Source organism: Methanolobus vulcani (assembly GCF_006546655.1).
GTDB lineage: Archaea > Halobacteriota > Methanosarcinia > Methanosarcinales > Methanosarcinaceae > Methanolobus > Methanolobus vulcani_A.
Window position 1 is genome coordinate 100,340 of record NZ_VIAQ01000015.1, and the last position, 16,920, is coordinate 117,259.

Genomic DNA, 16,920 nt, shown 5'->3' on the forward strand with positions numbered 1-16,920 from the left:
CAACCACCCAAGCTAAGGTGGCACCAACCCCAACCACATCCAGCCTGGTGCCACCAATGTACCAACAACCAACAACCCCCCCACTCGTGTAAGGGACACCTGTTACCTATCCATCAGGTGTCTCTTATCCGACACAGAGGCATGAATTATGAACACTAATAACATGCAGATTATGTTTGAAGAGAAAGCTACTGGCGGTTCTACTGAGCAGAGAGGAGCAAACGAACATGAAAATGCAATATCTTCTTTGTGTAGAAAACTGAATTCAGAACAGATGTGTCGTTTGATCAGAATCTCTCCGTCAGAGTATGTGGGGGAGAAATAAGTTGTTACCTACGGCAATTTGATAAAATATAATTATATACAATTTAATATTTATTATAGGGTATTATGATAAACACGGGAATGATTTGAGGTATATCATGGACGAGAATCTCAATAATACTGAACAAGAAAAACAGCCGCAAAATGGCACTCCAGATACTCTCATGCGTCTTACAGACGTATGGAAGATCTACAAAATGGGAGAGGTCGAGTTTGCAGCACTAAAAGGTATTGATCTGGAGATCATGCATGGTGAATTTGTAGTTATACTTGGTCCAAGTGGAAGCGGTAAGAGTACAATGATGAACCTTCTGGGCTGCCTTGATCTCCCAAGCAAGGGAGTTGTTGAACTCAACAACAAGGACATTGCTAAAATGAAAGAATCCGAGCTTGCCCAGATAAGGGGCCAGTTAATTGGTTTCATTTTCCAGACATTCAACCTGCTTCCTACATTAAACACCATTGAAAATGTGATGCTGCCTCTTGAATTTCAGGAAGCAGATCCGGATGAATCATGGAAAAGAGCAGAGGAACTCTTAGATGTAGTAAGTCTTGGAAATAAAAAATACAATCTTCCTTCCCAATTATCAGGAGGACAGAGGCAGAGGGTTGCTATTGCACGATCACTTGCAGTAGATCCGAAAGTAATCCTTGCGGATGAACCAACTGGTAACCTCGACAGTGAAACAGGAAATTACATACTTGAATTCCTGGACGATCTTCACAGAAGAGAAGGCAAGACAATCATAATGATTACTCACGACCCGGAACTGACAAAGTATGCGGATCGTGTTGTTCATATCAAAGACGGAATGGTCGATAATATAGAGATAATAAAGCGTGAAGCAATGTGATAAAAATGAAAAAAATTCTATTATTAATGTTAGTATTGCTGCTGCCAATAAGTAATGCAGCAGCAAGTTTAAGCGCAGCTGCATCTGGAGTGAGTGTGGATCTGATGACTCAGAGTCCCTATCCTGCAAGACCAGGTGAAACAGTAGAATTGACAGTTAGTCTTCAGAACCAGGGAAGTAGCGATCTCTCTGATATAACTGTTAGTGTAGATGCCGAATATCCTTTTAGTCAGGTATCCGGTGAGTCCTTGACCAAGACGATTTCTTTCCTTGAAGCTCGTCAGGACGAGGAAGATGCAACACTTATAAAATTTAAGCTAAAAGTAGATTCAGATGTATCAGATGGCACTTACGATGTAGATGTAATTGTAAAAGACAGTGACTCAGATTCAAGTTCCCGCACAACCCTCGAAGTTGAAGTACAGGGTAAGGAGTATGCACAGATTGTTACCATAAGTGATTCAAGCATCGATGTTGCAACTGTAGAACCTCTTGAGTTTGTCATAACCAATACAGGTTCATCAGATCTACAGAATATAGAGGTTTCATGGGAAGAGGCAACCGGTGTAGTTCTGCCTGTATATTCATCTAATACTAAGTACATAAATTCCCTGGGTGTCGGTGAATCTGCCACAGTGGTATACTCTGTGATGGCAGATGTAGATGCGGATCCAGGATTGTATCAGCTTGATATCACACTTGAGTTTGAGGATTATGACTCCGACACGACCTTGATAGAAACGAAAGCCGGTCTGTTTGTAGGAGGCACCACTGACTTTGACCTGAGTTATTCCGAAAGTGACGAAGGTGAAGTTTCACTGTCCCTTGCAAACGTAGGTAACAATGAGGCTTACTCTGTAAAGGTATCAATACCTGAACAGGACAATTTCCAGGCAACAGGAAGTACCTCAACAATTGTCGGTAACCTTGAGAAAGGTGACTATACAATCACCTCATTCTCAATAAGTCAGACCAGTTCAATGTCTTCAATGGATGAAGACTCTGATGATGGAACTGCCAGTGCAGAACCTGGTGAGATGACAGAAGAGGACATGGAGGCCATGCAGGAAGAAATGGAAGCAAAGAGTGAGCTCCTTGTCAACATTGAATACACAGACTCTGCAGGTCAGAGGCACACCGTTGAAAAGGCTGTTCAGATCGAGGAATTGACTGGCGGCACAATGGGAGATATGGCCGGCGGACCAGGAGGTCAGAGCTCATCATCTAACAGTTACCTGTTGTACGGTGCTGTTGCACTGGTAGTAGTAGTTGTAGGATTCAATTACAGAAAGAAGAAGATGATGAAAGCAGGTAACTATGTTCCACTCAACGTAGAGCTAAGAAATCTCAAGGCTAAAATACTGAAGAAGGACTAAAAATGAGGCGCAGTACCTATATCAAGCTTGCTACTAACATCCTGGTTCACAGCAAGATCAGAAGCTGGCTCACTATAATAGGTATCGTCATAGGTGTAGGATCAGTTGTCACCATCATGGCACTGAGTGATAGTATGGCTGCAGATATGGAAGAACAATTTGCAGATATGGACCTTACTTTGATTCAGATAACTCCTGGTTATTCCCATGCATCATCTGGAGGGCCAGGAGGAGGAGGTCCGCCTGGCATGGGAGGTAGTTCGTCAAGTGCTTCCTCCGATGACGATGACCCGGAGTTGACAAAAAAGGATATACAGGCCTTAAAAGCGGTTGACAACTTAGATTACATCTATGGAGAGATATCCGGCAGTGATCTGGAAGTTTACTTCATGGGTGAGACTGCGGATCTTTCGATAACAGGTGTTGATAGTCAGGTGTGGCAATACACCGTAACCTATGAGCTGGAATCCGGCAGATTGCTGGATGCCTCTGATGCTAACGTCTTTGTAATAGGATATGGTATAGCTCATGACATGTTTGACGATGAAGTCGGCCTGAACCGTGTGTTAACCATCGAAGGTAAATCCTACAGGGTCGTCGGCATACTGGCAGAAGATGAAGATGACAATTCAATATTCATGCCGATAGATGCAGCAGTTGAGATCATTGAAGACGCAGAAGATGGTGTATATGATACTATTGTCGTAAAAGCATCTGATGTAGATTACGTTGAAACGGCCGTTGACGATATCGAAGAACGTTTGATGCTATCAAGAGGTATCATGGACGAAGATGACAGGGATTTCTCTGTTTCAGATTCATTATCACGGGCAGAATCTGCCAGTGAGATGATGGAGTCCATGACAATATTCCTTGGAGCCATAGCAGGAGTTTCACTTCTTGTGGGTTCTGTGGGTATTGCGAACACGATGTTCACATCAGTAATGGAAAAAACCAAGGAAATAGGAACTATGAAAGCTATCGGTGCCAAGAACGGAGATATTTTGATGATATTCCTGTTCAACTCAGCGCTTGTAGGCTTTGTCGGAGGTGTGCTTGGTATAATACTAAGTCTTGTGCTGACATCGCTGATGCCGTACCTTGGAATTTCTATGATGCGCTCATCCATGGGTATGACCGTTGCTCCATATCTGATGGTGCTGGGTATCTCCATTGCGGTGCTTATAGGAGTAATATCAGGTATTATCCCGGCATACAATGCTTCAAAGATGAAGCCGGTAGATGCACTGAGATACGAATAAGTATAGTAAGTCAAAGCAAAACCAGAACTTAAGATTCCTTTCCTGAAGGGAATCGATGGGTTTCATATGAGGCTTCCTGCTTCATATGATGCTTTACTATATTCAGGAACAAGTGGGGTAAGTAAGAGAAAATGAACATGATCGAATAGAGTATCGTATAGAAAATTAAGGTGAAATGCTATGAAGAAACTGATATTGTCTACTTTTGTGGCACTTGTACTAATGTTTTCAGCCTACGCCGTGGCTGTTGAAAATGACGATGCGACTCTATCCTTTTCTTCTGTTTCCATAGAGGATGGTGTTTCAGGTCGCATGCATGCAAAAGCCCAGCAGATATATGCGACTGGCCAGCAGTTCTTTAGTTCCCAGATGGCTCAGAGATTAGGATTCAGTCAGGGTCAGATGCAGAGTTCTCAAAATATGCAGACCCCGCAATCGACCCAAACTCCGCAGAACAACATGCAAAACCAGAAATCACAAAATCAGCAGAACATGCAGAATATGATGCAACAGGGTCAAATGAATACTGCTCCTTCTAGCATGCCTGCCCAGAATGTTCCTATGCAGCAGCCAGTTCCAAGGATGCAGCAGGAAATGATGGACAGGGAAGATCTGATGGATTTCCTGCGGGAGAATACTTTCTCAGTAACAGATGTCTCTGGATTACAGGAATATGTCACTCCTTATGCAGATGCAGTTCAGGATTATCTTGACGATGAAGACCTCGATGATGAGGATGAGATATATGAGGCTGCTGTTGAATGGATATGGGTATCTGATAGTACCTTGAACGGCCAGCAGGAAAAATGGTTGACTCCAACTGAGTTCCTTGAGGAAACTCCTGACTATGATTCAAACCCGGTTCCCGGTGAGATAGTAAGCGACTGTGAAGATCAGGCCAATACTCTAGCATCATTGCTTATAGGCTCCGGCGAATATGACAAGAGCGAAGTAAGGGTTGCCATAGGTCTTGTGAACTTTGACGGTAGTACCGGCGGACACGCATGGGTAGAGGTCTACGAGGACGGAGAATGGTTCCCAGTGGATGCTACAGTAGGTCCATACTATGACGATGACGAGGAAGAAGTGATCTATCCCGATGACTATGAGGATATAGACTTCGATTATTTCCAGGATGAAGAATACTCTGTCGTGGAAATATGGTACTACTACAACAACGAGTACTTCATGGACATGAGTTCGGGTACAGGAGATGCTCCGGATAACTGGGATGAAACACCATCCGGTTATAACTGAGCATTTTCTTCTTTTTTTATTTTATTAAAAACTATTTTTGATTTTAAATATGTTTATATCTCAACAAAGATATTTTATCTTGTACTAATAATGTGTTTTAGCACTAAAGTGATAGAATTAAGCATGTATATGTAACGTTCTTCAGTATGTTCGTTGTATTAATCATGCTTGTATTTTTGTGGTGGTATAATGGTTGTAACTAATAAAATGTGGAAACATTTAATGATTCTATTTCTTGTTGTATTGCTCTCAATTAGCTATACAAGTGCTGCAACTGATGCGTTTGAAGAATATGCAGAAGATTCTCATTTCATAGCTAGCAGAGGAAATTTGCCTGATACAATTGATCAGGAATGGAAGAATACAATTGTTGATTGCTGGTCAAATCTTCCTGATTCTTTTTCTTATTACAAATTTGATGAAGCTCTATACGGATTTGCATCGAATAGTGAGTTCATAATAGTTGAGCTGAAATCAGAATGCAAAGGAAAGATCAACGATTCCAGAATCGATCAGTTGTACCAGAAAATCGAAGCTCATTGTGAAGAAAATTCAGGTTTAAGTGAAGTTCCTGTTGTTTTTATGTGGGCAGAAGATGAAGAAGATTTGAAATTTGAATACGATCCGGATGCATTTGAAAAAGCAAAAAATAGTTCATGGTTTGTAGCTTCTATGGGAACTGTTCCAGAATTTGCTGATGAGGGTGAATGGCTGGAATGGTCTGAGAAAATTCATGAAGCCAGGCTCATCTTTGAACTTCAATCTTATAATCCTTCAAACGGTGGTCCTCTTTTGTCATTTGGATTCAAAAAATATAGTGGATATATTGAAGTTGGGGTCAATAAAGAAACGCCGGATATTGTAAATGATTCATCTCTAAACGAAATATACCAAACAATTGATGAACACTTTGAAGATGCAGGTATAAGTGATATTCCAGTTGTTTTTGTGTGGGAACTACCAGCACAAACAGACGAGGCTTTGGAAGAGGAACCACCTTCTATGGAAAAGGATACTTCTCAAACGGTAGAAAATCCCACTGAAAACGAAACTACTGATGACAATCAAGAAGCTTCACAAACCACGCCGGGTTTCACTTCTATCATGCTCATTCTCTGTCTGTTGATAGTAACTCGATTTATTGAATGATATCAGAATACTCATTCTGACGGGATAAAAGTATCATTTGTCCTTTTTATTTTTCATTTAGATTAGCTTTATATATTAGTTTCACGTTAAACCAATTAGTTTTACATGAAACTAATTAAAACGGGAATAATATGAAGCAGTCTGAAAGAATCGGTGCAAAGATCGCATACATCTTTTCGCACAACCATCGGTATATCGAGAGAGCGCTTGAATCATACAACCTGAAAGGTCCGATGTTTGCATTTTTGCTTACACTCTCGCATAAAGATGGTTGCTCTCAGGAATGTCTGGCACGTTATCTCAAATTTAGCAAAGCCACGGCAACCAGGGTTATAACAACGCTTGAAAAACAAGGTTATGTCTATCGTGAGAAGGATGAGGATGACAGGCGTATATACCGGGTTTTCATCTCTGATGAAGGCAGGGGACTTATTCCGGCGATAAACAGTGCTCTTCAGGAATGGAATGATATTTTTCTTTCAGATCTGTCTGATGAAGAGGAGCAAATCTTCAGAAATCTCCTCGATAAAACAAAAAATACCCTTGTGGAATTTGACAGGAAATCATCTAAACAAATGAAAAACAATTACCAGATTTCAGGATAACATCATGAATGAAAAAAGTGAGTTTTTAGGTACTGAGAAGATCAATAAACTTCTCTGGCAGCTGGCCACACCGGCAATAATAGGACTTCTTGTACAGGCATTCTACAATCTTGTAGATACCTTCTTTGTAGGAAGGGCACTTGGAGATCAAAGTGTACTTGGAATTGCAGGAGTAGCAGTTGCTTTTCCTCTGCAGATGCTTATGATGGCAATTTCTATCGGTATAGGAGTAGGTGGTTCTTCTGTAATTTCAAGGATGCTTGGTTCCGGGGATGTAAGTAAGGCGGAAAGGACTCTTGGAAATGTATTTACCTATACACTTGTACTTAGTATTATCTTTGAAATTCTGTTCTTCCTGAATGTTGATACGGTACTGAATCTCTTCGGTGCCACAGTAGATAATCTTCCTTATGCAAAGGAATACGCTGTTGTCATATTGCAGGGAACACTTGCCTTTACGTTTGGATTTGTATTGAACAACCTTGTAAGGGCGGAAGGTAATTCTAAGATTGCCATGAACAACATGGTATTTTCAGGTGTCCTGAATATTTTCCTCGATGCCATCCTTATGTTTGGATTTGACATGGGTGTAAAGGGTGCAGCTCTTGCAACCGTACTCTCACAACTTATTGGCACTCTCTATCTCCTGCATTATTACGTAACCGGAAAAAGCCCTCTCAGACTGGAGTTCTCAGCTTTTACTCCTAAGTTCGATTTGATTAAGGAAATAACACTGATAGGATTCGGTTCCTTTGTGATGGGTGCATCCAACAGTTTAATGATGCTTGTACTGAACAATGTGCTTGAGATTTATGGTGGTGACCTCTCAATAGCTGTATTTGGTGTTGCAGGCAAACTCATGATGCTGGTATTCATGCCTATTATTGGTATATCACATGGCCTTCAGCCAATACTTGGTTATAATTACGGGGCAGAGAATTATGAAAGGGTAAATGAATCTCTCAGGCTTTCACTGAAGATCACCACTCTTTTCGGCGTAGCAGGCTTAATAGTACTGTCAATTTTCCCGGGTACTTTCTTTAGCCTATTCAGTACCGATGCCGAGCTCATAAACAGTGGTGCATCTGCTTTGAGGATAATAATGCTTGCAAGTCCATTAATTGGTCTGAATGTAATTGGTACCACATTGTTCCAGTCTGTAGGCAAGGCTAGGCCATCATTCGTTCTTTCATTGTGTCGTCAGATTTTATTCCTAATCCCTATGGTGCTCTTCCTTCCACATTACTTTGATCTTATAGGGGTGTGGATGGCATTTCCTATATCTGATTTAATGGCTGCTTTTCTAAGTATGTTCCTTGTATGGAAGGAATACCGTTATTTCCAGCACAGGAGTAGCAATGCATGATATTGCTACAATCTTTTTTATTTCACGACAACTATTTATATTTTTGAACCCCTGAATATTTATGGGAGATTTAAATGCCAGAAGAATCATGGTTCTTTGCTATAAAAGACGATGACCTTAAAGAAGGCAGTATGGAGTTTACAAGGGTAAAAGGGACACCTATACTTCTTATCAGGAAAAATAATGCCGTATATTCCCTTTCCGGGAAATGTAAACATATGGGCTGTCGTCTGTCAAAAGGTACTTTCAGTGAGGAATATGTGCTCAAATGTCCGTGCCATGGCTGGGAATACGATATAAGGACCGGTAAGTATCTTGGAGATAAGGATGAAGAGCTTTCAGTCTTTGAGAACAAGGTGGAAGACGGGGAAATATTTGTCCTTCTTTAGATTCCGGATTGCGGAGCGTACAAATGACTTCATGGCTGGTAGCTGCAACTGAAAATGATGTCCGTGAAGGCAAAATTAAACCCGTGGAAGTAGGAGGTACGAGACTTCTCCTGATCCGTGTTGAAGGGGAAATATTTGCCATTGAGAATCGTTGTCCTCACATGAATTGTCCTCTCCAGGGAGGCGTCCTTGTGGACCATTCGATCAAATGTCCCTGTCATAGCTGGAGTTTTGATCTGCGCACCGGGGCATATGTAGCATCAGACAAAATTAAGGTTAATGTATATGAAACACAGCTAAAGGATGGAAACATATCTGTCCTTGTGTGATAGCGGGAATGTATCTATGAAACAGGAAGATAACTGGATATTCGCACTTAAGGAGGATGAACTTAGTAACGGCGAAAAGAAGCCTCTACTTATTGAAGGTAATAAAGTCCTCGTTCTGAAGATCGATGGTGATTTTTTCGCAATATCCAACAAATGTCCGCATATGGAGTGTCCTCTTTCAAAGGGAACTCTTGAACAATACGTGATCAAATGCCCCTGTCATGACTGGAGATTTGATGTCCGTGAAGGCAAATTCCTTGATGCAGAAGAGATCAGGGTACCTATCTATGAAACCAAGGTTATGGAAGAAGGTGTTTTTATAAAATTAAGTAAGGAAGGTGCAGGCAAATGAAGAAAGTAGTAATGTACACCCTGAGCACCTGTCCCTGGTGTATGAGGGCAAAGAAATTTTTCAGGGAGCATGATATCCCCTTTGAATATACTGATTATGACAAAGCGGATGACAGGACCAAGGAAGCTATAAAGGAAGATTGTCTGGCCCATGGGTCTGAAATGTCTTTTCCGTTTGTGAAAATTGATGATAAGGTTGTAGTTGGTTACAACCCGGAAAAATACGCAACGTTATTGGATCTTTGATCTACTATGGATGACGAAAAGCGCAAAGAACAGTTGAGAACCATGTTCTCAAAAGTTGTGGATCCTCTGGGATACAAGTTCAGTACCGATGAGGAATTAGTTGAATTCCTGCTTGAACAGGAAGTCAACATTGAAAAAGAAAAAGGTAGTCCGTTCTGTCCCTGTCAGGGACTTACGGGTGAAAGGGAACATGACATGAAACTTGTGTGTCCATGTATTCCATTCCACCGGGAACACTATGATGCGATGAAACGGTGTTGGTGTGGTCTCTACGTCCATAAGGATGTTGATGACCCGGACAGCCTGATGCAGATCTCGCTGAAAGAGTTCCTGGAATCTAAAAATAAGGATTGAAAGGAAAGAATAGTAAAAATGGGAAAAGGGAGTGAATTTATGGGAGTGGCAGAAAATGCTGTAATTGAAAATATAAAGTCCAGAAGAAGCGTTCGTGAATACACGGATGAGGATGTAAGTGATGAGGACATCAAAACCATAATTGATGCAGGCATCCATGCTCCTTCAGGCTTCGACAGCCAGCCATGGTTCTTTGTTGTTGTAAAGAACCGTGAAATGATGAAAAGGATGTCCGATCACTGCAAACCACGTCTTTTGGCAATGCTGGATGAAGCCACCAATGATGCAGCCATGGAGTTCAAAAAGGAACTTGCAGATGAAGAGTTCCATATATTCTACGATGCTCCGGTTCTTATTATCGTGCTCGGAAACAATGCAAGTGTAACTGCTGATATTGATTGTTCCCTCTGTGCCGAGAACATGATGCTTGCAGCTCATTCAATGGATATAGGAAGCTGCTGGATAGGAACCGGATGTTTCATTCAGGATAATCCTGAGTTGTTGGAAGAACTGGGAATCACACCGGATTACAGGGTCATTGCACCAATTATATTTGGCTATCCTGCAAAGGAATACCACGAAACTGAAAAGAGAGAGCCTGAGGTCGTGTGGGTCGATTGAGTAGGAAAATAGTTGTATTTTAAGTTAAAAAGAAAAAAATTAATGCAGGATTATCTTTGCGTTTTTCATCCTGCATCGTTTTTTACACATTTTTTGTTTAGTCCTCACGCTTCTGCGGAGTGAAAGCTACTTTCGCTGAGCGGAACGTAGCTTTCCGGTTCAGACCATTTCGCAGCTAATTCAGTATCCTCGACTTCGAGGATAGTATTGGTAATTCTGTCAAGCATGCGCATTGCTCCCTTGTATCCAAGTGTCAGTAACCTCTGGGCACCAACTCTGTCATGGATCGGGAATCCAAATCTAATCAATGGGATGTTCATTTCCTTTGCAATGTACTTTCCATTAGAGTTACCAATAAGCATCTGTGGCTTTGCCTTCTTGACAGCGTCATTGAAGGTATCAAAGTCAACATCCTCAAGGATCGTGACATCACAGTCAGGCTTAACCTGCTTCACTCTTTCCATGGCCTGTTCAGCAAATCTTGGGGACTTGCTGGAAGCAACCACTAGAATTGGGTGCATTCCGTTCTCAAGCGCAAGTGAAAGCATTCCAAGTACGTTGTTCGGGTCACCATAGATAGCAACCTTAGTTCCGTAAACGTACTTGTGGGAGTCTACCATGGCATCGATAAGCCTTCCGCGTTCCTTCTGGAACTCATCTGGTATTTCTACCCCGGATATATTAGACAATGCGGCCAAAACCCTGTCAGTGTATTCAAGTCCTATCGGGAGGGGCAGATTCTGCGAAGGGATGTCAAAAGTCTGTTCAAGGTAGTTGACCGCTTTGTTATCATTGGTAATTCCAAGTCCGATGGTTGCAGCACTGTTCTTCATGTCTGCAATATCAGAATGGGTTGTGCCACCTAACGGGATCTTATGAAGATCACCTGTCATAGGGGCATCAAAGGTTTCAGAGATATCAGGGAGAAGTATGTATGAATTCTGCCCCACAATACTGTCAAATACGTGCTTGAGTTCCCTCGTATCTTCAGGTGAGATGTTCTCAGAAAGCACAACATTAAGCTTGTTGTTGAATATCTCCTTCTTCGAATCATTCAGTGTGAAGGTCTTGACAATAGCTTCAACAGCTTTAATGTATCCGCTGTTGTGGCTCTCCTCGTAACTTGGTGTTGGAACAGGGATAATTATTCTCTCATCACCAATGCCTTCCTCTTCTATGAATTCACTGATAATGCGTGAAATGTCATCTCCGATTGTCTCTGCAAGACATGTTGTAGAGACACCAATGACCTTAGGGTCATAACGCAGTATGAGGTTCTTAAGTCCCTTCTTGAGGTTCTCACTTCCACCATACACGGCTCCCTTCTCACTCAGTGAACTTGAACCGATATCAACGGGTTCTCTGAAATGGTGTGCAAGGTGCAGTCTCATATAGGTACTGCAACCCTGTGATCCATGTAAGAGGACCATTGAATCTTCGATTCCCTTAAAAGCCATTACACTGCCAATAGGCTGGCACATGATACATGGATTTACAGTGGTATAGTTACGTTCACTCATGCCACTGGCTCCTGATGTAATGTAATGGGGTCGATTTTTTGCATATTTCTCTCCCCTGTTATCTTGTTGGATGCCTTTGTCTTTTCTTCAGCTTCGCAGTCTGCCCTGCTGCCTTCTGAATAAGCTCCTTCTATCTTACTACCAACGTACTTCCAGACCGGAGTGTTGACTGAGGTATCAAGTTCCCTTGCAAAGTTGAGGAAACCATCGTAACCTTCAAATTCGACTGTCCTGTCATGGTTAAAGTCACAGAATGAAATTCCAAGCTTATAAGCCAGGAATCTTTCCTTGACACCTGCTACCATGAGGTCAGCCTTCTGATTAATAAGAAGACCAGCAAGTTCCAGTGGATTTGCATCATCTACAATGACAGTTCCATCCTTAACCTGGTAACTTATCTCCTTGTAATCATCACGCTTTCCTGTCTGTGTTCCTATTATAACGACTTCCATTCCAAGTTCACGGAAGCCCTTGATCAATGTTAATGCCTTGGCCGCCCCGCCCATATAAATTGCTGCAGTCTTCCCTTCAAGCCTGCTTCTGATTTTCTTAATTTCAGGCATTATCCTGTTTGTTTCCTGCTCGATTATTTCTTCTGCAATGTTCATCATTTCTTCTGAACCGAAGAATTCAGCAGTTGTTCTAAGTGCAATTGCAATGTCCTCTATTCCAAAATAGCTGACTCTTCTGAAAGGAATCCCGTATTCCTTCATCATCCACTTCGCGAGATATGTCATGGAACCTGAACACTGAACCAGATTCAGTTGTGCTCCATGAGCCTTTGAGATGCTATCTGCCGTCGCATCTCCTGTCATAGAAGTGATAACCTGTATTCCCATCTTCTCAAAGAGGGGCTTTACTAACCAGATATCTCCTGCCACGTTGTAATCGCCAAGAATGTTGATCCTGTATTCAGATGTGATCTCAGGTTCCTTTGTTCCGATAAGTTGCATAAGTGCATGACATGCAGCCTTATATCCATCGGACTTTGTACCCTTGAATCCTTCTGACTTAACAGGTATAACAGGTATTCCTACCCTTTCGGTTGCTTCCTTACAAACGGCTTCGAGATCATCGCCGATTATACCGACAATACAGGTTGAATAGACAAATATGACCGGTGGGTTGTATAACTCGACCAGTTCGTCAATGCTCTTTGAAAGTTTTTTCTCGCCACCGAATATAACATCGAGCTCCTTCATGTCAGTTGAAAAACTGGTTCTGAAGGTCTCCTTGTCACTTGACAGGCTCCCTCTGATATCCCAGGTGTAACTTGCACATCCAATGGGACCGTGTACGAGGTGAACTGCATCGGTTACGGGGTTAAGTGCCACACGTGCTCCTGAATATACACAGGCTCTCTGGCTCATTGAACCGGCAACTGATGTACTATCACATGCAAGTTCTCCTGATTTGTTTGCCTGCTTCAGCTCTATATATGGCTTTCTTTCATCCAGCGTGTCTACCACGCTTGTAATCTCTGGCATGTTCTCACTCCAAAAATGTATGGTGAGGTCGTTACTGGACGACCTCAAGTTCTTCTTATTATGAGATCATTACTGAACGATCTCAAGTTCTTCTTCAGGAACTGTCTTGTCCTTGATGTCAAGGAAAGTGTTTCCTATCCACTCTATCAAGCGAGCTGCTCCAGCGTATCCCATAACTGGGAAGTGGTGCAAGTTTGCCCTGTCCATGATTGGGAATCCTACTCTGATAAGTGGGATATCCTCGGCAAGAGCAATATGCTTACCATAGGTGTTACCGATCAGCATGTCTACTGGCTCGTTCTTTATGATCTGGTGGAGTGTGAAAAGGTCAGCATCGTCAAGAATATGTGCGTCAGGGTACAGTGGGTGTACCATTTCAGAAACTCTTTCTACGAATGCCTTGCTAATTGATCCTGAAAGGATCACTACAGGCTCCATTCCCATTTCAAGCACAAGGCTTGTGAGACCTTCTATTATGTCACAGTCACCGAATATGGCTACCTTCTTTCCATAGAAGTGTGCGTGAGCATCTGTCATCATGTCAACGACCTTTGCCCTTTCCTTTTCCATCTCTGGTGGGATTGCAACATTTGCCATCTCAGCTGCTTTCATGACAAACCTGTCTGTGTAGCGTATGCCTATTGGTGCAGGTCCGATCTGGACTGGCATCTTGAACTTGTTCTGGAATACCTTTGCTGCTGCTCCTCCTGCCATTCCGCAGAGTGCGATGGTACCCATGGAGTTTGCACTGTCCTCTACGTCACCGATTGGTGTTCCGCCATTTGCGAACAATTCTCTTTCCATTCCCATTCCGGTGTCCATAACATCTGTCTGGTCAGGGAAAACAATTGCAGGGATATTCATGATGGAGAGTAATCTCTTCATCTCACGAATGTCTCCTGGGTCAACGAAACCAGGAATCAGGTTCAGCTTTCCGTTTGGCTTTGACTTCTGTGCAAAGGTTGTGACAAATGACTTTACCATGGCATCGTAACCTGTTACGTGGGAACCCACATAACTTGGGGTTGATGCTGCACAAAGCTTGATGGATGGGTCGATGAGTTCTTCTTCCTTTACATCTTCGATCATTGAGTTTACATCGTCACCAATTGTCTCTGAGAGGCATGTTGTGTGTATTGCAACGACTTCAGGTCTGTACACAGCCTCGATGTTCTCAAGTGATTTCTTAAGGTTTGATGCACCACCGAATACAGCAGTACCTTCATAGAAACTGCTGGTTGTACCGACGGTTGGTTCTCTAAAGTGTCTTGTAAGAGCCATTCTCAGGTATGAAAGACATCCCTGTGAACCATGGCTGTGTGGCATACAGTTGCGTATACCCAGTGCAGCATATGTTGCACCAATTGGCTGGCAGATCTTTGCAGGGTTAAGGACCAAAGCTTCTCTCTCAACCTTTTCCTTTGGTGTGTAATCTAACATTTTTTAGTCCTCCTTTATTCTCCCTTCCATGGGGTCTTCTGGAGTTTCCAGCTTGGGTTGTTTATTGCCATGTCCATATCTCTTGCGAAGTTAATTACGCCAGTAAATCCGGTGTAACGACCGCTGTAGTCATATGAGTGTATCTGTCTGGATGGAACTCCCATCTTCATTGCCCAGTACTTGTCCTTGATACCTGAACAGAATATATCTGGCTTGAGTTCCTTTATAAGGAATTCTGTTTCATGGTGGTTCAGGTCATCCACTGCGATTGTACCGTCTGGCATTTCAGGGATCATTCCTTCATATTGCATAAGGCCTATCTTTTCCTTGAGTTCTTCCATACGTTCTGGACTGATGGCTGGTGTGAAGTCTGGATCTGGCTCATAATGAATATCTTCAAGGATTCCACTGGATGCCTTTTCCTTCAATGTTGCAAGAACCTGCCTACCTTCATAGTCGTCACGGTGCGCAAACTGATATCCTGCTACAAGGACCTTCATACCGAGATCTTCAAAGAGATTCTGGTAGTGGTGAGCTCTGGATCCACCAGCATAGATAAATGCTGTCTTACCCTGAAGCTTGTTCTTGTACTTCTCAAGTTCTGGCTGGATCTTTGCCATTTCTTCTTCAATGACTTCTTCTGTCTTCTTTGTAAGTTCAGCGTCATCGAAGAACTCTGCCATCTTCCTGAGTGACTTCTTTGTTCCTTCGACACCTATGTAGTTGACCTTGAGCCATGGTACTCCATACTTCTGTTCCATCATGCGGTTAGTGTAGTTGATGGACCTGTGACAGAGCAATATGCTAAGCTTTGCCATGTGTGCCTGAGAGATGTTGTGGAATGAACCATCTCCTGTCAAACTTGATACGATACGGTATCCTATCTTCTCCATGATTGGTGTTATCTCCCATAGGTCTCCACCAATGTTGTATTCACCAAAGATGTTGATATCAAATGGAGTTGGGTTTTCAAGTTCTTCAGTACCGATCAACTTCTCCATGAGGACGTTACTTGCAATGTGGTGTCCGGATGACTGACTTACACCTCTGTAACCTTCACAGCGGAAAGCCAGGACCTTTAAACCGGGATAGTCCTTCTCTGCAGCACGTGCTACTTCTTCAATATCGTCACCGATAAGTCCTACTGGGCAGGTTGCCTCGATAGCGATTGCACCAGGGTTGAAGATCTTTACTATATCATCAATTGCTGCCCTGAGCCTCTTCTCACCACCGAATACAATATCTGTTTCCCTCATATCAGTTGTGAAACAGTATTGCATGAAGTTGTCTCCACCTTCTGTTGCCTTGGCAAAATTACGTCTGGTTCCCCAGGTGTAGTATCCACAGCCAATTGGTCCGTGTGTGAGGTTAACGATATCCTTCACAGGTCCCATTACCACACCCTTACATCCGGCATATGCACAACCACGGTTTGTCATTATACCTGGGATGGTCTTGGCATTGGCTTCGATGTGTTGTTCTGCTTCGCAGGAGTCCTTAACTACAAAGTGCTTCCTTCTATCCTTTTCAGTCTTCTTAGGGTAGACCTTCATCATCTCGTCGACGACGTGCTGTGACTTCTCTACTTCAGAACTCATTCTACATTCCTCCCGACGGTCTCTTCTCCAGATTCTCCGGTCCTTACCCTGATAGCTTCAGGTATGTCTGTGACGAAAATCTTTCCATCTCCTGCATGACCTGTCTGGTTGATCTTGATTATCTTCTGTATTACCTTGTCTGCTGCCTTGTCATCCACAACGATTGTAAACATTCTCTTTGGGACAAAAGGTACGTGAGTAAGTTCTGGCTCTGGCTGTTCTGGGAGTGGAGGGTTGAACTCAAAGCACAATCCCTTTTGCTTACCACGGCCCATCACCTTTTCTACGGTGAATGAGGGGTAGCCGCATCCGTCAAGGGCATCAAGTGTCTTTTGCACCTTGTTCATGCGGATGATTGCCGTTATTTCCTTCATTTGAAAATCCCTCCGGAT

Annotated in this window: 19 protein-coding genes; 14 read left to right on the forward strand and 5 right to left on the reverse strand. The window is 42.7% G+C overall.

The genetic code is table 11. The features are described 5' to 3' along the window. Positions 1-148: 148 nt before the first annotated feature. From FKV42_RS07845 to FKV42_RS07910, 14 genes are all read left to right on the forward strand, one after another. A complete protein-coding gene (locus FKV42_RS07845) occupies positions 149-325 on the forward strand; it encodes a hypothetical protein (RefSeq protein WP_154809683.1) in 177 nt (58 codons plus the stop codon). Positions 326-422: 97 nt separating this feature from the next. Next, a complete protein-coding gene (locus tag FKV42_RS07850; protein WP_154809684.1) occupies positions 423-1,178 on the forward strand; it encodes an ABC transporter ATP-binding protein in 756 nt (251 codons plus the stop codon). A gap of 26 nt (positions 1,179-1,204) precedes the next feature. Next, positions 1,205-2,554, forward strand: coding sequence for a COG1361 S-layer family protein (locus FKV42_RS07855; RefSeq protein WP_230375545.1), 1,350 nt, complete (start codon positions 1,205-1,207; stop codon positions 2,552-2,554). A 2-nt stretch (positions 2,555-2,556) separates the two neighbouring features. Next, positions 2,557-3,816: an ABC transporter permease gene (locus FKV42_RS07860; RefSeq protein ID WP_154809685.1), complete on the forward strand. Its 1,260-nt coding sequence runs from the start codon at positions 2,557-2,559 to the stop codon at positions 3,814-3,816. Between the two features lie 180 nt (positions 3,817-3,996). Beyond that, positions 3,997-5,073 carry a hypothetical protein gene (locus tag FKV42_RS07865; RefSeq protein WP_154809686.1) on the forward strand — a complete coding sequence of 359 codons (1,077 nt, stop codon included), beginning with the start codon at positions 3,997-3,999 and terminating at the stop codon, positions 5,071-5,073. A gap of 222 nt (positions 5,074-5,295) precedes the next feature. Then, the gene (locus tag FKV42_RS07870) at positions 5,296-6,222 is read left to right on the forward strand and encodes a hypothetical protein (RefSeq protein ID WP_154809687.1); all 927 of its coding nucleotides are present in this window, start codon (positions 5,296-5,298) and stop codon (positions 6,220-6,222) included. Between the two features lie 131 nt (positions 6,223-6,353). Next, positions 6,354-6,827 (forward strand): MarR family winged helix-turn-helix transcriptional regulator, encoded by a 474-nt coding sequence (locus FKV42_RS07875; protein ID WP_154809688.1) that lies wholly within the window; start codon positions 6,354-6,356, stop codon positions 6,825-6,827. Positions 6,828-6,831: 4 nt separating this feature from the next. Then, complete coding sequence (locus tag FKV42_RS07880; protein ID WP_154809689.1) at positions 6,832-8,193, forward strand: MATE family efflux transporter; 1,362 nt, start codon at positions 6,832-6,834, stop codon at positions 8,191-8,193. Positions 8,194-8,267: 74 nt separating this feature from the next. Beyond that, positions 8,268-8,582, forward strand: a complete 315-nt coding sequence (locus FKV42_RS07885; RefSeq protein WP_154809690.1) for a Rieske (2Fe-2S) protein — start codon at positions 8,268-8,270, stop codon at positions 8,580-8,582. A 23-nt stretch (positions 8,583-8,605) separates the two neighbouring features. After that, positions 8,606-8,911: a Rieske (2Fe-2S) protein gene (locus FKV42_RS07890; RefSeq protein WP_154809691.1), complete on the forward strand. Its 306-nt coding sequence runs from the start codon at positions 8,606-8,608 to the stop codon at positions 8,909-8,911. Between the two features lie 16 nt (positions 8,912-8,927). After that, positions 8,928-9,263 (forward strand): Rieske (2Fe-2S) protein, encoded by a 336-nt coding sequence (locus FKV42_RS07895; protein ID WP_154809692.1) that lies wholly within the window; start codon positions 8,928-8,930, stop codon positions 9,261-9,263. Continuing rightward, a complete protein-coding gene (locus tag FKV42_RS07900; RefSeq protein WP_154809693.1) occupies positions 9,260-9,508 on the forward strand; it encodes a glutaredoxin family protein in 249 nt (82 codons plus the stop codon). The genes FKV42_RS07895 and FKV42_RS07900 overlap by 4 nt, the downstream gene beginning before the upstream one ends. Positions 9,509-9,514: 6 nt before the next feature. Beyond that, a complete protein-coding gene (locus tag FKV42_RS07905) occupies positions 9,515-9,862 on the forward strand; it encodes a ferredoxin-thioredoxin reductase catalytic domain-containing protein (protein ID WP_154809694.1) in 348 nt (115 codons plus the stop codon). A gap of 39 nt (positions 9,863-9,901) precedes the next feature. After that, positions 9,902-10,483, forward strand: coding sequence for a nitroreductase family protein (locus tag FKV42_RS07910; RefSeq protein WP_154810160.1), 582 nt, complete (start codon positions 9,902-9,904; stop codon positions 10,481-10,483). Between the two features lie 104 nt (positions 10,484-10,587). Here FKV42_RS07910 and FKV42_RS07915 read toward each other — a convergent pair whose 3' ends face one another. From FKV42_RS07915 to FKV42_RS07935, 5 genes are all read right to left on the reverse strand, one after another. After that, a complete protein-coding gene (locus tag FKV42_RS07915) occupies positions 10,588-12,003 on the reverse strand; it encodes a nitrogenase component 1 (protein WP_154809695.1) in 1,416 nt (471 codons plus the stop codon). Beyond that, entirely contained in the window at positions 12,000-13,490 is a 1,491-nt protein-coding gene (nifE, locus tag FKV42_RS07920; protein WP_154809696.1) for a nitrogenase iron-molybdenum cofactor biosynthesis protein NifE, read from the reverse strand. The genes FKV42_RS07915 and nifE overlap by 4 nt, the downstream gene beginning before the upstream one ends. Before the next feature lie 69 nt (positions 13,491-13,559). Next, positions 13,560-14,930, reverse strand: a complete 1,371-nt coding sequence (gene nifK / locus FKV42_RS07925; protein WP_154809697.1) for a nitrogenase molybdenum-iron protein subunit beta — start codon at positions 14,928-14,930, stop codon at positions 13,560-13,562. Positions 14,931-14,944: 14 nt separating this feature from the next. Further along, on the reverse strand, positions 14,945-16,528 hold the full coding sequence (gene nifD / locus FKV42_RS07930; RefSeq protein ID WP_154809698.1) for a nitrogenase molybdenum-iron protein alpha chain: 1,584 nt from the start codon (positions 16,526-16,528) through the stop codon (positions 14,945-14,947). Continuing rightward, positions 16,525-16,902, reverse strand: a complete 378-nt coding sequence (locus FKV42_RS07935; protein ID WP_154809699.1) for a P-II family nitrogen regulator — start codon at positions 16,900-16,902, stop codon at positions 16,525-16,527. The genes nifD and FKV42_RS07935 overlap by 4 nt, the downstream gene beginning before the upstream one ends. Between the last annotated feature and the right edge of the window lie 18 nt (positions 16,903-16,920).

Coding starts and splice junctions, on each gene's coding strand:
- nifK (WP_154809697.1), bottom strand. CDS start 14,930: ATGTTAGATTACACACCAAAGGAAAAGGTTGAGAGAGAAGCTTTGGTC.
- FKV42_RS07845 (WP_154809683.1), top strand. CDS start 149: ATGAACACTAATAACATGCAGATTATGTTTGAAGAGAAAGCTACTGGC.
- FKV42_RS07885 (WP_154809690.1), top strand. CDS start 8,268: ATGCCAGAAGAATCATGGTTCTTTGCTATAAAAGACGATGACCTTAAA.
- FKV42_RS07905 (WP_154809694.1), top strand. CDS start 9,515: ATGGATGACGAAAAGCGCAAAGAACAGTTGAGAACCATGTTCTCAAAA.
- FKV42_RS07935 (WP_154809699.1), bottom strand. CDS start 16,902: ATGAAGGAAATAACGGCAATCATCCGCATGAACAAGGTGCAAAAGACA.
- FKV42_RS07910 (WP_154810160.1), top strand. CDS start 9,902: ATGGGAGTGGCAGAAAATGCTGTAATTGAAAATATAAAGTCCAGAAGA.
- FKV42_RS07870 (WP_154809687.1), top strand. CDS start 5,296: ATGATTCTATTTCTTGTTGTATTGCTCTCAATTAGCTATACAAGTGCT.
- FKV42_RS07880 (WP_154809689.1), top strand. CDS start 6,832: ATGAATGAAAAAAGTGAGTTTTTAGGTACTGAGAAGATCAATAAACTT.
- FKV42_RS07895 (WP_154809692.1), top strand. CDS start 8,928: ATGAAACAGGAAGATAACTGGATATTCGCACTTAAGGAGGATGAACTT.
- FKV42_RS07900 (WP_154809693.1), top strand. CDS start 9,260: ATGAAGAAAGTAGTAATGTACACCCTGAGCACCTGTCCCTGGTGTATG.
- FKV42_RS07850 (WP_154809684.1), top strand. CDS start 423: ATGGACGAGAATCTCAATAATACTGAACAAGAAAAACAGCCGCAAAAT.
- FKV42_RS07875 (WP_154809688.1), top strand. CDS start 6,354: ATGAAGCAGTCTGAAAGAATCGGTGCAAAGATCGCATACATCTTTTCG.
- FKV42_RS07865 (WP_154809686.1), top strand. CDS start 3,997: ATGAAGAAACTGATATTGTCTACTTTTGTGGCACTTGTACTAATGTTT.
- FKV42_RS07855 (WP_230375545.1), top strand. CDS start 1,205: ATGTTAGTATTGCTGCTGCCAATAAGTAATGCAGCAGCAAGTTTAAGC.
- FKV42_RS07860 (WP_154809685.1), top strand. CDS start 2,557: ATGAGGCGCAGTACCTATATCAAGCTTGCTACTAACATCCTGGTTCAC.
- nifD (WP_154809698.1), bottom strand. CDS start 16,528: ATGAGTTCTGAAGTAGAGAAGTCACAGCACGTCGTCGACGAGATGATG.
- FKV42_RS07915 (WP_154809695.1), bottom strand. CDS start 12,003: ATGAGTGAACGTAACTATACCACTGTAAATCCATGTATCATGTGCCAG.
- FKV42_RS07890 (WP_154809691.1), top strand. CDS start 8,606: ATGACTTCATGGCTGGTAGCTGCAACTGAAAATGATGTCCGTGAAGGC.
- nifE (WP_154809696.1), bottom strand. CDS start 13,490: ATGCCAGAGATTACAAGCGTGGTAGACACGCTGGATGAAAGAAAGCCA.